This window comes from Rhodanobacter ginsengisoli, assembly GCF_042657065.1.
Taxonomy (GTDB): Bacteria; Pseudomonadota; Gammaproteobacteria; order Xanthomonadales; family Rhodanobacteraceae; genus Rhodanobacter; species Rhodanobacter ginsengisoli.
Genome location: NZ_JBHSNF010000001.1, coordinates 1,278,709 through 1,292,227 on the forward strand (window position 1 = coordinate 1,278,709; position 13,519 = coordinate 1,292,227).

Genomic DNA, 13,519 nt, shown 5'->3' on the forward strand with positions numbered 1-13,519 from the left:
TACCTCAGAGGCGGCTGGGCGGGTCGATGACGACGGGGCGCAATCGCCGTTCCACCACCTCGGCGACGCGCTTGGCGTCCTTCGCGGTAGGCGCCCTTCCGTCGGCCATCGTCATCAGCGGTTTTTCCGGCGCAGCCGGCTCGGCGAGCTCCGCCATCGTCACCGCCACCAGCGCGGGACCGTCGAAGATCACCAGCTTCCGGCTCGGGCCGTCGTACACGCCGATGCGCAGATCCGGCGTCTTGAGCCGATAGATATCGCGCCCGTTGGAGCTGGTGAGCAGCTCGGCCTGCACGGCGACCAGGTAGGCGGCATCGCCGGTCAGTACGGCTGTGGCCAGCCCGCTCACTTCTCACCCCCGGACATCAGCTCGCTGGCGGCCGCGCGCACGTCTTCGCAGCACACGGTGCGGCCTTCGGCGGCGGCGTACATGCTGGCCAGGCGCAGGGTCTTGGTGAGCGTGCGCAGCGCGCCGGCGCCGCGCGCGATCTGGATCAGCGTGGGGTGGCACTTGCTGTCGGTGATGCCCCACGCCTTGATCAGGGCGACGATGTCGGCCTCGGTGCTCTGTTGCAGGCGCAACCGCTTGCCGACGCGGCTGTACAGGCGGTCGAGCTGCTGGGCGTTGCGGCCGCCGGCCATGCGCGCGAACACGCCGTCATTGCCGACCAGGGCGAGGCCGATGCTGGTGGCGTCGTGGATGCTGCGAAGCTCATCGAGCGCCGGCACCGACAGGTGCTGCGATTCGTCGATGATCAGCAGGCCGTGGGTATCGCGCACGCGGCGGCAGATGGCTTTCATCATCTTGCGGGCGCCACCGCCCGGCGACAGGCCGAGCGCGTCGCAGACCTCCTCCAGTGCCGTGACCACGCCGGCGGTGCTGGGCGACATGGTGGCGATCCACACGTTCGGGCTGGATTCGCCATAGTGTTTGCCGGTGCTGGTCTTGCTGACTCCGGCATTGCCGTGGATGACGGCGATGTCGCCGGCCATCTGCGCGTAGGCCAACGCGCCGAGGATGCGGGCTGCGGTGGGCGTGACGACGAAGCTCGGCGCTTCTGGCATCGTGCCGCCGGCGGCACGCCGCGCCATGTCGGCATCCAGCCAGATGCGCAGCTTGGCGTCGATGCCTTCGTTGTCGCCCTGGTACTTGCCGGCCAGCCACTGGTTGAGCGTGGCCGCGCTGATGCCGGCTTCTTTCGCCACGATGACCTGGCTGAGGCGCTTCTCGCGCGCCATGACGGCCTTGACCTGGTCGCGCAGGTCGGCGTCGCCCTGATAGATTGCGGTTACGGTTGCGGTGTCATTCATTGCGTGTTGCCCCTTGTGGTGAGTGGTGCTGCATCCCAGCTGCGGCGGTGCTAGAACACCGCCGCAGCGCCTTCTTAAAGCTGGTCCTCCTTCATGCGCTGCGCGCGCTGGAACATGAGCAGGTCGAGCGCGCTCGGGCCGTCGGTGCCGGTGGCGCGCGCGGGCAGCGGTTCGGGTTTCTTCGCGTGCAGGCCGAAAACTGGCGCCACGACGCTGGCGGCGATCGACTCGGGCGGCATCATGTCGGGCAGCTGCGCGGCGACCGCGGCGGCATCCATCAGGCGCTCGGCGGCGAGCATGTCCTTGGCGGCGCGCTTGTATTGCTTCTTGCCGCGGGCGTGTTCGCGCGCGGCGTTGACGTCGGCGAAGCCGACCGCGGCGACGCACTCGGCGCCGGCGATGTAGGTGCCGTCCAGCGCGTAGACGTGCGCCACGCCCTGCAGGTGCCAGGGGTCGACGCGCAGCACCAGCTTGCGGCCGGCATGCTCGCTGAGCGCCTCGGTCCAGTAGCGGTTGCCGGCGAGGCGCACGCTGCCGTCGATCGGGCTGGCCGTGACGGCCTCGGCTGCAAGCAGCAGCAGGCGCAGCTGTTCCTCGCTGACCTTGCGCACGGTGATGCGGGCATAGCTCTCGGCGAACGCTTCGTCGAAGCTGCGGCCGGCGCAGGATTTCAACTGCCGGCCGACGCGGGCGTTGTGGGCGTGGATCTCGCTGTTCACGGTGCGCTCGAACTCGGCCCACTCGACGACGCGGCTGCCGTAGTTCTCGGGCTTGTTGGCCACGTTGTTGCCGACGTAGGCGCCGGCGAACGCCGGGTGCCGCGCGATGCGGTCGCAGAAGTCGCGCCACATGCGCTCGATCGGCTTGGCCTGGCCGTGGTACGGGGTGACCCAGTGCACGTTGTCGGCGCCGACCAGCGCGGTGATCAGGCCGGTGGGGTCTTCCTCGCGCACCTTGAAGCGGTAGCGGTTCGGCGTGCCGCCGGTCATCCATTTGCTGGCGAAGGCGCGGCCGTTGTCCAGGTACACGCTGCCGGGCACGCCGTACTGGCGCACCATGTCGCCGAAGCTCAGCCGCACCATGTCGCTGTTTTCGTGATCGCCCAGGCGCCACGCCAGCAATTTGCCGCGGCCCAGGTCTTGCCAGCCGAGGATGCACGGCCGGCCAATGCTGCCATCGGGAAACCGCACGTTGATGTCCCAACGGTGGCCGTCGGCGTTGACGCCGTCGAGCGCCTCCAGCATGGAGCGGTCACGCTCCTGCGCGGGGTAGGTCTTGGCCAGCGCCTCTTCGCCCTCTCGCGCCAACACGCGCACGGCGCGCGGCAGCTCGCGGATGATCCGGCGGGTGAAGGTCTTGAGGCTGGGCAGCTCCCAGCCGCGGCCGGCAGCGATGCGCACCAGGCGGTCGTAGCAGCTGCTGGCGGTGGGCTGCTCCTGGCGCAGGTAGTCAGCCTTGAACAGCTCCCAGGCTTCGGGCTCGATCTCGGCCGTGTTGGTGCGGCCGGCGTAGTGCGGCAGCAGCAGCGCAAGCCAGTCCTTTCGGTCCGCCTGCGCCACATCCTGCTGCCAGCGCGCAATGCTGGCGGCGCTGCCGCCGCGCACGCCATCGCGCTGCAGCTGTTCGGCGACGATCTGCCGTGCGTCCATCAGCGGCGTGCCGCCGCGCACCAGGCTGGCGACCGCGTCCAGCGCCTGCAGGCGCATCGCGGCCACGTCTTTCATCGGCTGTTTCGCGGCTTCATAGCGCTGCCATACGCTGCGCAAGTGCGCATCGCTGGGCGCCAGGGTGTTGCGGCGGCGCATGGCCAGCGGCGTCGGGCGATCGCGCAGAAGCAGCGCGGCCTGTGTGACCGGCGGCAGGCTGGAAAAAGCGTACTCGTTACCACCGCCGCGGCCGCTGCGGGCACGCGACTGCCAGCTCTCGCGCCGGGCGCGCGAGGTGACGTTCTGCGGCGTGCTGGGCAAGCCAGCCAGGCCGGCGAGTTCGGCGGCGGAGTACCAGCGATCGTGTGCGGTGCCGTCAGCCATTGGCATTCCCCTGGTCGCTGACAGCGGCAAGGATCAGGTCCCGATCTCCGTAAATGGGATCGAACCAGGCGAACAGGTCTTCGCGTCCCGGGTTGCTTTCGCACGCCAGTTTGTTCGCCGCCGCGAGCTCGATACGAGCAACATGAAGCGCGGCGCTCGCGGCGTGATACTTCTCTTTGGCCTTGAAGAATGCCGCGCGCGCGTCAATCCAACGGCGAGCCGCATCCACATCGTTGAGAAGGTCGCCCATCATTTGACCCTCCGGCGCAGATCTTTCAGCTCGCGCAGCCGCGCATCCGCCAGCTCGCGCTCGCGCATGACACGGCCGATCTCGGAATCCAGGGTCTCGGCGCCGACGCTCACGCGGCCGCCATGTACGCTGGCGTGCCAGCTGGCCAGCACCGTGCTGCAGCAGACGATTTCCAGCACCGGCGCCAGCCACAGCGGGCAGTTGAACTCCTCCCGCGCCGGCGCCGTGTAGCCGTCGAGCATGTTCTTGGTCACGTCCTTGCCGGTGAGCCGGCTGGCGCGCGCGGCCACTTCGTGGCGGTCCAGCCCGGCCTTGTGCGCATCGGCCAGCATGGTGGCGATCAGCTCGCTGACCAGGACGCGGAAGTCCAGCGAGCCAGGCTGCGGCGACACGGGTTGCGGGATCTCGAACAGATCACCGGAAAAGGCCGCCCCTACGGCCCGGCGGGTCACAACAGCACCCCCAGCTGTTGCCACTGGCTGCGATCGACCAGCTCGGCGACCGTGCGGATGGTGACCTCGCCGGTATCATCACAGCCCAGGTAACGCTCGTCGCCGAAGCCCCAGAACACGCGCCATGTGGAGCCGCGCGGCGTGCCTGCAATGTCGTGCCGGTTGTACAGCACGGCATCGAGAGGAAAGAGTTGTGCGCTCGCATCGGCCAGATGAGTCAGCGCCGGCGCGGTAGCACGCGCCTGCACGCCCGCCGCCACGCGGCAAACCGACTCACGCACTGCAGGAAATGGAAACGGGGTTTTCGCGTCTACCGTCGCGGGGCACTCACCGGCTAATCCCCGCCCGTTCGCCCGGGCCAGGCTGTCGTAGATGGCGGCCATGTCTAATGGCCCTGCCGGTTTTGCGGATTGCCGCCGCGCGCCACAGTGGTAGCCTTGGACACAATGCGGATGTGTTCCGGGCGCATGGGCTTCATGCCGCGCGTGCGGTTGGTGGTGCCGTCGGCGTTGTAGCGGGTCGGCCAGATCTCGCGGGCCTCGATGCCCAGGGCTTCGGCGATGATCTGCTCTGCCTTCGGGTACGGCTGGGCGAGGGCTTTGGCGAGCGATGTGCGGCTGGCGTAGCCGTGGAACAGCGCGAGCTGTTGCAGCGACCAGCCTTTCTTCCGCAGTGCTGCAACGATGTCGGCAGCGTGCCAGTCGGTGATGACTGGCTTTTTTTGGGCCGTGGCGGTGGACATGTGGCGCGTTTCCCCTTGGCGATATCTGCGACGTAGATAGTACGCATATCCGCGGCACTGTCAAGCACATAAGCGGCATTCAAGTTCGACCAGGGCCGCTCATGCGCGGCACATGCCATAAATTGATGATTCTCCGGAAGATTTTTCTATGTTGAATGCTGGAAGCGAACTTGAACGCGCCAGCCAAGTTCCCGCCCCGGAACTTGAATGCCGCATTTCCGCGCTGATCGGCTTGTTCAAAAGCCGCACAGAAGCGGCAACAGTGGCCGGCATGTCCACGGACCAGCTGGCCCGGTACGAAAAGGGCGGCACGCCATCATTTCCGCCGTTGGCGAAGCTGGCGGTGGTCAAGGGCGTGCGGCTGGACTGGCTGGCCACGGGCGAGGGCGACATGTACGTAGCCAGGCCGAACCGTGTGGAGGAGCCACCCGGCAAGTGGGCGTCGGATGAGCCTTCGCAGCCCTTGAGACGCGACGATTTGAAGATCGCCCTGCAGCTCGCCACCGAGGCACTCGGCGAGAAGGAACTGCCCCCCGGCAAGCACGCCGAGCTGGTCACCCTGATCTATGAGCTATTGGTGGAAGGGCTGCCGGAGGCCAAGGTGTTGCGCTTCGCGCGCGCATTCGCGGCCTGATCAACTACAGGGGGTAGACATGTCGGATCGCATTGCGCACATCAGGAGGCTCCTGGCCGACGCCAGGATGCCCGACACTCCACGCATCCACCGTCGCCAGGGGCCGCTTGGCACGGCCAGGCGCAAGGCGCTGATGCAGCATGCACGGCTGACCGCCGCGCGATACAGCCTCCAAGCTCACCTGGATGCCTTCGTCTATAACGCCGGCGGCGAGGCGATCACAAGCCTCGACCTGGACCAGCTGGAGCAGCTGGTCGGCCGCCTCGAACACCTGGGCGCCGCGCTCGACGCGGCTTGCGATCCACCTGGTGCGCCGCCCGCTCGTTGAGTGTCGGTTAAACGGCTTTCAAAGACGCATGAAGCCGGCGCACTGGCCGGCTTCATTTTGCAAACCTACTGTCTGTCGGCCCAAGTTCGGCCTGATTTTGCAAACCTTCACTCTCTCTCGGAAGGTATGATGGATGAGCTCTCAAAGCCGCGCCGTTGCTGGGTTTCGTCCCACTCCATCCCGCTATGACCCGTCATGTCCCGATTCCTCAAACCCCGTGTCCCCGCACAGTAGCGTTGATTGCCGGTGGCGGACCGGTCCCTGGCGCGGGTGAAGGCCATGGTCGACAGGGTGCTCACGGGGCGGGGATGGCGTCGAGTACGGCCTGGGCGTGGCCGGGCACTTTCACGCCGCGCCATTCACGGGCCAGCTTCCCATCGGGATCGATCAGGAAGGTGCTGCGGACGACGCCCATGTGGCGCTTGCCGTAGAGCACTTTCTCGTGGATCACGTCGAATGCCTGGCACCACGTCTCGTCGGGATCGGACACCAGCGGGAACGGCAGCTGCTGTTTCGCGGCGAAGTTGGCATGCGATTTCTGCGAGTCGCGAGACACGCCGATGACCTGGGCGTGGCGCTGGCGGAATTGCGGGTGGAGATCGCGGAAGTCCCCGGCTTCGGTGGTGCAGCCGGGCGTGCTGTCCCTGGGATAGAAATAGACCACGACCCATTGGCCCTTGAGGCTGGCGAGCTTCAGTTCGCTGCCATCACCGAGAAAACCCTTGAGCGGAGGTACCTTTTTGCCGATATCGGGCATGACTGATCCTGCACGGCGATGAGGTGCCGTGGTCGTGGTTGGAAAGGGAGAGGGCAAACGGACCGTGATGGAGCAGTGCTGCGGCGGAAGTGGCAGGGCGCCCTGCTGCGCCCGATGCGATCGGCGTGAATCGACATGCTGGCTGCAACACCACATCCTCCGGCAAGGTCACGGGTACAGACTAGCGCGTGCGGGGAGGCGGATGACAGCCCTTGTCAGGGGATCGCGATCGCGCGATGCTCAGAATTTGACCGGGTCCATGATCGCATCGAGATTCAGGCCGTCGCACAGTTCGAGAAAGTCGTCGCGCAACGCGGCAATGTGGATCTCCGCCGGGATACCGATGGTGAACTGGGCCTGGAACATTTCCGCGCCGGTCTGCATCGCGTGGTAACGGGTGGAATTGAGTTGCTCGACGCTGATGCCGTGCTGGGTGAAGAACTCCACGATCCGGACCACGATGCCGGGCCGGTCGCCCGCCACCACTTCCACCAGGTACGGCAGCAGATGCGAGCTGTTCTCGCGCGGGCCGGTGCGGTAATGCACCAGTCGCAGGCTCTCGTCGCGGGCCAGCTTGGTCAGCGCGGTCTCCAGTTTGGCCAGCGCGTCCCACGCACCGCTGGCCAGCAGCATCAGCGAGATTTCGGTGCCGATGGTCGACACGCGCGATTCGGACAGGTTGCAGCCGGCGTCGGCGATCCGCCTGGCCAGTGCCAGCAGCGGCGATTTGTTCGCCGGCGTCAGCGCCTGGATCAGCAACTGGTTGTCGTTGCCCGAACGCGCGGAAGCGGGGGAGGTTCCGGAAGAGGGTTTCAAGAAGGGCTGCCTGTGTGCGTGAGCCCGCGTGACGCGGACGCCTGAGATTACTCCGATCGAGCTTACTTGCCCGCCTCGCGAGGCGGCAAGTAACATGCATGGCTTGCCCTGTAGCGGAATCGAGTCTTGAACATTCGCGGAAGCATCTGCGCGCTGGTTACTCCGTTTGCCGCCGACGGTGCACTTGACCTCGAGGCATTCGCCCGCCTGCTCGATTACCAGCTTGCCGGCGGCACCCAGGCGCTGGTGGTGGCCGGTTCCACCGGCGAGGCGCACATGCTCGAACACGACGAGTTCGATCGTCTGCTGGCCTTTGCGCTCGAACATGTGGCCGGCCGGGTGCCGGTGCTTGCCGGCACCGGCGAGGCGGGCACGGCCAAGACGGTGGCGCTGACCCGGCGGGCCCGGGATCTGGGCGCCGATGCGGCGCTGGTGGTGGTGCCGTATTACGTGCGTCCGACCCAGGAAGGCCTGCGCCGGCATTACCTCGAGGTTGCCGAGCACGGTGGCTTGCCGGTGGTGCTCTACAACGTGCCCAGCCGCACCGGGTGTGATCTGCTGCCGGAGACCGTGGCGGCGCTGCGCGATCATCCGGCGATCATCGGGATCAAGGAGGCGCGCAGCGATCGCGAACGGATACTGGCGCTGGCGGAACTTGTGCGCCCGGATTTCGTCTATCTGTCCGGTGACGACGGCAGTGCCGGCGAAGCGATGCTGGCCGGTGCGGCCGGAACCATCTCGGTGGTGGCCAATCTGGTGCCGCAGGCATTCCGGGCGTTGTGCGATGCGGCCACCGCTGGCGATGACGCAGCCACGGCACGCTGTCATGCTGCACTCGGACCGTTGCTTGAGGCACTGGATTGCGCACCGAATCCGATCGCGGTCAAGGCGGGAATGCCCGTTTTGGGGCTGGGTCTGGGGTTGCCGAGACTGCCGCTGGTGGAACTGAACGACGGTCCGGATCGCGCCCGATTGCACCAAGCGCTGTCCAGTCTGGCATCCTTGGCGACTGTGGCCGGTTGACGGTTGCCTGACTTATCTCACGGAAACTGATTACATGAAGAAAACCTCTCTCCTCGTGGCCTTGCCGGCTGTGGCCCTCAGTGGCTTGCTGCTTTCCGGCTGCGGCATGTTCCGTTCGCACAAGGCGTGGGAGACCGCCCAGCAGGAAGCTCCGCTGGAAATTCCGCCGAGCCTGGACCGTCCTTCCACCAGCGAGGCGCTGGTGATTCCGCCGCCCGGCGCGAACCTGCCGACCGCCAATGGCGCGGTTGCCCGGGTCAGCGCGGCCGATGGTCAGATTGCCGATGGCTTCGTGCTGACCGGCAGCGTCGACGACACCTATCGCCGCGTGGGCCAAGTGCTCGAGGGCGGCGCTCTCGGGCAGTTGGCCAGCCACGATGACGCTGCGCACAGCTATACCCTGAACGTTCCCGCCGCCCTCGCACAGCAAAAGAAGAAGGGGTTCTTCGGTCGGCTGTTCGGTCATGGCAAGAGCGACTCGGCCAGCGCCCCGGGTGGTGCTTCCGATCAGGTGCAGGTCAGCATCAGCGCCAGCGGCACGGATGGCAGCGAAGTGCGCGCGCAGGGCAATGCCGCCGCGGTGGCCAAGGTCATCGATACGTTGAAGTCGCGTCTGGGCAGCTGAGTTTCCCAACCCGCTCGGCACAAACGACAACGCCGCCCTCGAGGCGGCGTTGTCGTTTGTGTGCAGTGGTTGAAACTCAGCGCTGCAGCAGCTTCAGCTTGTCCGGCTTGCCTTCCCAGTCCTTGGCGTCGGCCGGGGCATCCTTGCGTTCGGTAATCACGGGCCAGCCCTTGGCCAGGTCGGCATTGAGCGCCACGAACGCTTCCTGACCGGCCGGGACATCGTCCTCCGGATAGATCGCGTTGATCGGGCACTCGGGTTCGCACAGGGTGCAGTCGATGCACTCGTCCGGGTCGATCACCAGGAAGTTGGGGCCTTCATGGAAGGCGTCGACCGGGCAGACCTCGACGCAATCGGTGTATTTGCACTTGATGCAGTTGTCGATGACGACAAAAGTCATGGGATTGCCTGCCTTTGTGAAGAGTGCGGCCATCGATGGCCGCTTCTGATCTCCACCTGCCGGAGGACAGCTGCAAGCCGCCGGCCGCTGTGTCGATTGCCGCGATCATGGACGATCGCACATGCCATGAGAAGTGCGGCCATGGATGGCCGCTTCTGGTCCGGCCAGTGGCCAGGAGCCGAAAATCGCCGAGACCCTTCCAGATAGCGGCAATCATGGAAGATTGCACAAGCAGTGGTGCTCCCTACGAGACTCGAACTCGTGTTCCCGCCTTGAGAGGGCAGTGTCCTAGGCCACTAGACGAAGGGAGCGTTATGCTGCGAGGCGCGCTAGTATAACGGAATTGTTTCGTACGGCAATGCTCGACCTGCATCGGCCTGCACCGTTCGAAGCATGCCCCGCCGGTACGCGTCATTGCCATGCTGCGGGGCGATCGGCGATGCTGGGCATCGCAACCTATCGCAACCACCAGGGCGGCTTCGCCCCGCAAGGATTCCGACCGCTTGAATCTCCAATCAAGGACCGACATCACGCCGACGCTGCGGATCATTCCGCGCGACCAGCACATCATCTCGCGCAAGAACATCAGCAAGGCGGCGCTGCGCGTGCTGTACCGACTGAACGAGGCTGGTTACACCGCCTACCTGGTCGGCGGCGCCGTTCGGGACCTGCTGCTTGGCGTGCAACCGAAGGATTTCGACGTCGCCACCGACGCGACGCCGGACGAGGTGAAGAAGCTGTTCCGCAACTGTCGCCTGATCGGTCGGCGCTTCCGCCTGGCCCATGTGGTGTTCGGTCCGGAGATCATCGAGGTGGCCACCTTCCGCGGACTCGGCGAGGAGGGCGGCGAGGGCGACCGGCATATCGTCGATGGCCGGATCGTGCGCGACAACATCTGGGGCACGATCGAGGAGGACGCGATACGGCGCGACTTCCGCGTCAATGCGATGTACTACGACATCAGCGATTTCTCGGTCCGTGACTACGTGGGCGGCATGCAGGATCTGCAGGATCGTGTGCTGCGCCTGATCGGCGATCCGGATGTGCGTTACCAGGAGGATCCAGTGCGGATGCTGCGCGCGGCGCGGCTGGCGGCCAAGCTGGAGATGCGCATCGACACGGCCGCGATGGCACCGTTCGAGTCCCTCGGGCCACTGCTGGCGGATGCCGCTCCTGCACGGCTGTTCGACGAGTCGCTGAAGATGTTCCTCAGCGGCAACGGCCTGAAGAGCTTCCGCATGCTGGAACACAGCGGCCTGCTGAAATTCCTGTTTCCGGCCACGGCACGGGCGCTCGAGCGCGGTGACGAGGCGTTGCGCTCGCTGGTCGAGCGCGGTCTGGAAAACACCGATGCGCGGATTGCCGAGGGCAAGTCGGTCACGCCGGCGTTCCTGTTTGCGGTGCTGCTGTGGGGCGAGGTGCGCGACCGGGCGCATCACTCGATCGCACGCGGCCAGGACAGCAACGAGGCATGGGCGCGGGCCGCGGCCCACGTGGTCGGCGAGCAGTGCCAGCGGGTGGCGATCCCGCGCCGGTTTACCTTCACCATGGAGGAAATCTGGTCGCTGCAACCGCGCTTCGAGCAGATCCAGCGCAAGCGGGTGTTCCGCCTGATGACCCACCCGCGGTTCCGTGCCGCGTTCGACTTCCTGCTGCTGCGTGCCGATGAATCACCGGCGCTGCGAGAGCTGGGCCAGTGGTGGGCGCATGCCCAGCAGTTGCCGCAGGACGTGCTCGCCGCGGCGCTGCCGGCGGGCGGCGGCAGCGCCGCCAGCGACCATCTGCCGGTGCCCGCGGCACGCAAGCCACCGCGACCGCGCCGGCGGCGACGCGGTCCGGGCGACAAGCCAGGCCCCGTGTGACCCTGGCGTACGTCGCGCTGGGCAGCAACCTCGGCGACCCGCAGCAGCAGTTGCTCGATGCCATGGAGGCCCTGGCGAAGCTGCCCGACACCCATCTGTTGCAGCGCTCGGCGTTCTACCTCACGCCGCCGTGGGGCGTGCTGGAGCAGCCACCTTTCATCAATGCCGCGGCACAGCTGGAAACGGCGCTTTCGCCGCATGCCCTGCTCGAAGCGCTGCTCGAGATCGAAAAGAATGCCGGTCGGATCCGTGCCGCGCGCAACGGACCGCGCATCCTGGATCTGGATCTGCTGCACATGGAGGGCGTACAACTGGACGACCCCCGACTGACCCTGCCACACCCGCGCATGGCCGAACGCGCGTTCGTATTGCTGCCGCTGCATGATCTCGCGCCGACGCTGCCGTTGCCTGGCGGCACGGTGGCGCAGCTGCTGGCCCGGCTCGATCTGGCCGGTTGCGAAAGATTGCCTTGAGCGATCCTCCCGCTGCGCCGGATAATTGCCGCTTCCACCACTTCAGGAATTGCCGTGTACGTGCAGAACGCCAGTGTCCCCGAGCGCAAGCCGGTTACCGTGCCGGGCCTGCTGGCGATGAAGGCGCAGGGGCGTCGCATCGTGATGCTGACCGCCTATGACGCCAGCTTTGCGTGGCAGTTGGAGGCTGCCGGGGTCGATATCGCGCTGGTCGGCGATTCGCTCGGCATGGTGGTGCAGGGGCATCGCAGCACGCTGCCGGTGACGCTCGAGCACATGGTCTATCACACCGCGGCGGTCGCCCGCGGACTGTCGGCGACGCTGCTGGTGGCGGATCTGCCGTTCATGGCCGATCGCGACATCGGCCATGTGCTCGAAGCCGGTGCGCGGCTGGTCGGTGAGGCGGGTGCGGCGATGGTGAAGATCGAAGGCGCCGCGCCGCACATTCTCGAGGCGATCGCCGCCCTGACGGCGCGCGCGATCCCGGTCTGCGCGCACCTGGGGCTGACGCCGCAGTCGGTGCACAAGTTCGGCGGCTTCCGCATCCAGGGGCGCGAGCAGGCCGCGGCGGACCGCGTACTGGCCGAGGCGCTGGCGGTGCAGGCGGCCGGAGCGGATCTGCTGGTGGTGGAAGGTGTGCCGGTCGAACTGGGCCGGCGGGTGACCGGGGCACTGACGATACCGGTCATAGGCATCGGTGCCGGCCCGCATTGCGACGGCCAGGTGCTGGTGATCCACGACATGCTCGGCATCACCCCGGGCAAGCGTCCGAAGTTCAGCAAGGATTTCCTGGCCGGGCACGACTCTGTCGCGGCGGCCATCGCCGCGTACGCCGAGGATGTGCGCAGTGGCGCCTTCCCGGCCCCCGAGCACTGTTTCAACTGAGCAGCGAGTCAGCGCACCATGCAGACCGTACAGGACGCCCCCGCCTTGCGTGCCGCGATTCGCGGCTGGCGCGCCAACGGCCAGACGGTCGGTTTCGTGCCGACCATGGGCAATCTGCACGCAGGTCATCAGTCGCTGATCAAGTTGGCGCGCGCGCGCACCGATCGGGTCGTGGCCAGCGTGTTCGTGAACCCCACCCAGTTCGGTCCGAACGAGGACTTCGAACGCTATCCGCGCACGCTGGCGCAGGATCAGGCCGCGCTGGCCGAGCAGGACTGCGACCTGCTGTTTGCACCGGATGTGGCGACGATCTATCCGTTCGGTGCCGAACACAGCGTCAGCCTGCGCGTGCCGCAGATCACCAGCATGCTGGAGGGTGCGCACCGGCCGGGACACTTCGACGGCGTCGCCACGGTGGTGTGCAAGCTGTTCAATCTGGTGCAGCCGGATGTCGCGGTGTTCGGCCAGAAGGACTATCAGCAACTGAAGGTGATCGAGCGGATGGTGCGCGATCTGTCGCTGCCGGTGAAGGTGATGGCGGCAGCCACGTTGCGCGCCGACGACGGGCTGGCGCTGAGCTCGCGCAACCAGTATCTGTCCGCTGCCGAGCGCGAACGGGCGCCGCTGATTCACGATACCCTGCTGAAGATGCGCGAACTGCTGGACAAGGGCCATCCCTGGCAGGTCATCGAGCAGACCGCCGCCGCGCGCCTGCTGCGTGCCGGCTTCGTGCCCGACTACGTGGCGATTCGTTGCGCCGATGACCTCGCCGGACCGGCCGAGGGTCAGCGTGAAGGCCTCGTCGCCCTGATTGCGGCGCGCCTGGGCAACACCCGCCTGATCGACAACTTGCTGTTCGATTGAGCTGTCCACATATCCTGATGGATGCCGTTGATGTTGCGGTGCAGCGTCATCGGCTCGATAATTGCCG

18 protein-coding genes and 1 tRNA gene are annotated in these 13,519 nt (G+C 66.6%); 8 read left to right on the top strand and 11 right to left on the bottom strand.

What is annotated here, in order from left to right; translation table 11 throughout:
* Nucleotides 1–4: 4 nt before the first annotated feature.
* The 7 genes from ACFPPA_RS05805 to ACFPPA_RS05835 all read right to left on the bottom strand — a co-directional run bounded on the left by ACFPPA_RS05805 (nucleotide 5) and on the right by ACFPPA_RS05835 (nucleotide 4,785).
* Nucleotides 5–349: a hypothetical protein gene (locus ACFPPA_RS05805; RefSeq protein ID WP_377318162.1), complete on the bottom strand. Its 345-nt coding sequence runs from the start codon at nucleotides 347–349 to the stop codon at nucleotides 5–7.
* On the bottom strand, nucleotides 346–1,311 hold the full coding sequence (locus ACFPPA_RS05810; protein WP_377318164.1) for an AAA family ATPase: 966 nt from the start codon (nucleotides 1,309–1,311) through the stop codon (nucleotides 346–348). Before ACFPPA_RS05810 ends, ACFPPA_RS05805 begins: the two co-directional genes overlap by 4 nt.
* Nucleotides 1,312–1,385: 74 nt before the next feature.
* The gene (locus tag ACFPPA_RS05815) at nucleotides 1,386–3,341 is read right to left on the bottom strand and encodes a transposase domain-containing protein (protein WP_377318166.1); all 1,956 of its coding nucleotides are present in this window, start codon (nucleotides 3,339–3,341) and stop codon (nucleotides 1,386–1,388) included.
* Nucleotides 3,334–3,594, bottom strand: coding sequence for a hypothetical protein (locus ACFPPA_RS05820; protein ID WP_377318168.1), 261 nt, complete (start codon nucleotides 3,592–3,594; stop codon nucleotides 3,334–3,336). The genes ACFPPA_RS05815 and ACFPPA_RS05820 overlap by 8 nt, the downstream gene beginning before the upstream one ends.
* On the bottom strand, nucleotides 3,591–3,983 hold the full coding sequence (locus ACFPPA_RS05825; RefSeq protein WP_377318170.1) for a hypothetical protein: 393 nt from the start codon (nucleotides 3,981–3,983) through the stop codon (nucleotides 3,591–3,593). The genes ACFPPA_RS05820 and ACFPPA_RS05825 overlap by 4 nt, the downstream gene beginning before the upstream one ends.
* A 56-nt stretch (nucleotides 3,984–4,039) precedes the next feature.
* The gene (locus tag ACFPPA_RS05830) at nucleotides 4,040–4,426 is read right to left on the bottom strand and encodes a hypothetical protein (protein ID WP_377318172.1); all 387 of its coding nucleotides are present in this window, start codon (nucleotides 4,424–4,426) and stop codon (nucleotides 4,040–4,042) included.
* A 2-nt stretch (nucleotides 4,427–4,428) separates the two neighbouring features.
* Nucleotides 4,429–4,785, bottom strand: a complete 357-nt coding sequence (locus ACFPPA_RS05835) for a helix-turn-helix domain-containing protein (protein ID WP_377318174.1) — start codon at nucleotides 4,783–4,785, stop codon at nucleotides 4,429–4,431.
* 148 nt (nucleotides 4,786–4,933) lie between these two features.
* On the opposite strand from ACFPPA_RS05835, the gene ACFPPA_RS05840 reads away from it, so the two are divergent.
* Together ACFPPA_RS05840 and ACFPPA_RS05845 are read left to right on the top strand one after the other, a co-directional pair.
* A complete protein-coding gene (locus ACFPPA_RS05840; protein WP_377318176.1) occupies nucleotides 4,934–5,419 on the top strand; it encodes a helix-turn-helix domain-containing protein in 486 nt (161 codons plus the stop codon).
* A 19-nt stretch (nucleotides 5,420–5,438) separates the two neighbouring features.
* Nucleotides 5,439–5,747 carry a hypothetical protein gene (locus ACFPPA_RS05845; RefSeq protein ID WP_377318178.1) on the top strand — a complete coding sequence of 103 codons (309 nt, stop codon included), beginning with the start codon at nucleotides 5,439–5,441 and terminating at the stop codon, nucleotides 5,745–5,747.
* Between the two features lie 295 nt (nucleotides 5,748–6,042).
* Here ACFPPA_RS05845 and ACFPPA_RS05850 read toward each other — a convergent pair whose 3' ends face one another.
* Both ACFPPA_RS05850 and ACFPPA_RS05855 read right to left on the bottom strand, forming a co-directional pair.
* Entirely contained in the window at nucleotides 6,043–6,504 is a 462-nt protein-coding gene (locus ACFPPA_RS05850; RefSeq protein ID WP_377318180.1) for a peroxiredoxin, read from the bottom strand.
* Nucleotides 6,505–6,744: 240 nt separating this feature from the next.
* Complete coding sequence (locus tag ACFPPA_RS05855; protein WP_377318182.1) at nucleotides 6,745–7,320, bottom strand: glycine cleavage system transcriptional repressor; 576 nt, start codon at nucleotides 7,318–7,320, stop codon at nucleotides 6,745–6,747.
* Between the two features lie 126 nt (nucleotides 7,321–7,446).
* On the opposite strand from ACFPPA_RS05855, the gene dapA reads away from it, so the two are divergent.
* On the top strand, nucleotides 7,447–8,343 hold the full coding sequence (dapA, locus tag ACFPPA_RS05860; RefSeq protein WP_377318184.1) for a 4-hydroxy-tetrahydrodipicolinate synthase: 897 nt from the start codon (nucleotides 7,447–7,449) through the stop codon (nucleotides 8,341–8,343).
* Between the two features lie 34 nt (nucleotides 8,344–8,377).
* Complete coding sequence (locus ACFPPA_RS05865; protein ID WP_377318186.1) at nucleotides 8,378–8,968, top strand: hypothetical protein; 591 nt, start codon at nucleotides 8,378–8,380, stop codon at nucleotides 8,966–8,968.
* 76 nt (nucleotides 8,969–9,044) lie between these two features.
* Here the strand turns inward: ACFPPA_RS05865 and fdxA are convergent, their stop codons facing one another.
* Nucleotides 9,045–9,368 (bottom strand): ferredoxin FdxA, encoded by a 324-nt coding sequence (fdxA, locus tag ACFPPA_RS05870; protein ID WP_377318188.1) that lies wholly within the window; start codon nucleotides 9,366–9,368, stop codon nucleotides 9,045–9,047.
* Between the two features lie 235 nt (nucleotides 9,369–9,603).
* Nucleotides 9,604–9,679, bottom strand: a tRNA-Glu gene (locus ACFPPA_RS05875).
* 192 nt (nucleotides 9,680–9,871) lie between these two features.
* Here ACFPPA_RS05875 and pcnB point away from each other — a divergent pair.
* The 4 genes from pcnB to panC are packed head-to-tail and all read left to right on the top strand — an operon-like array spanning nucleotide 9,872 to nucleotide 13,452.
* Nucleotides 9,872–11,230: a polynucleotide adenylyltransferase PcnB gene (gene pcnB, locus ACFPPA_RS05880; RefSeq protein ID WP_377318190.1), complete on the top strand. Its 1,359-nt coding sequence runs from the start codon at nucleotides 9,872–9,874 to the stop codon at nucleotides 11,228–11,230.
* Entirely contained in the window at nucleotides 11,227–11,703 is a 477-nt protein-coding gene (folK, locus tag ACFPPA_RS05885) for a 2-amino-4-hydroxy-6-hydroxymethyldihydropteridine diphosphokinase (RefSeq protein ID WP_377318192.1), read from the top strand. The genes pcnB and folK overlap by 4 nt, the downstream gene beginning before the upstream one ends.
* Before the next feature lie 54 nt (nucleotides 11,704–11,757).
* Entirely contained in the window at nucleotides 11,758–12,588 is an 831-nt protein-coding gene (gene panB, locus ACFPPA_RS05890) for a 3-methyl-2-oxobutanoate hydroxymethyltransferase (protein ID WP_377318194.1), read from the top strand.
* Nucleotides 12,589–12,606: 18 nt separating this feature from the next.
* Nucleotides 12,607–13,452 carry a pantoate--beta-alanine ligase gene (panC, locus tag ACFPPA_RS05895; protein ID WP_377318196.1) on the top strand — a complete coding sequence of 282 codons (846 nt, stop codon included), beginning with the start codon at nucleotides 12,607–12,609 and terminating at the stop codon, nucleotides 13,450–13,452.
* Nucleotides 13,453–13,519 lie beyond the last annotated feature (67 nt).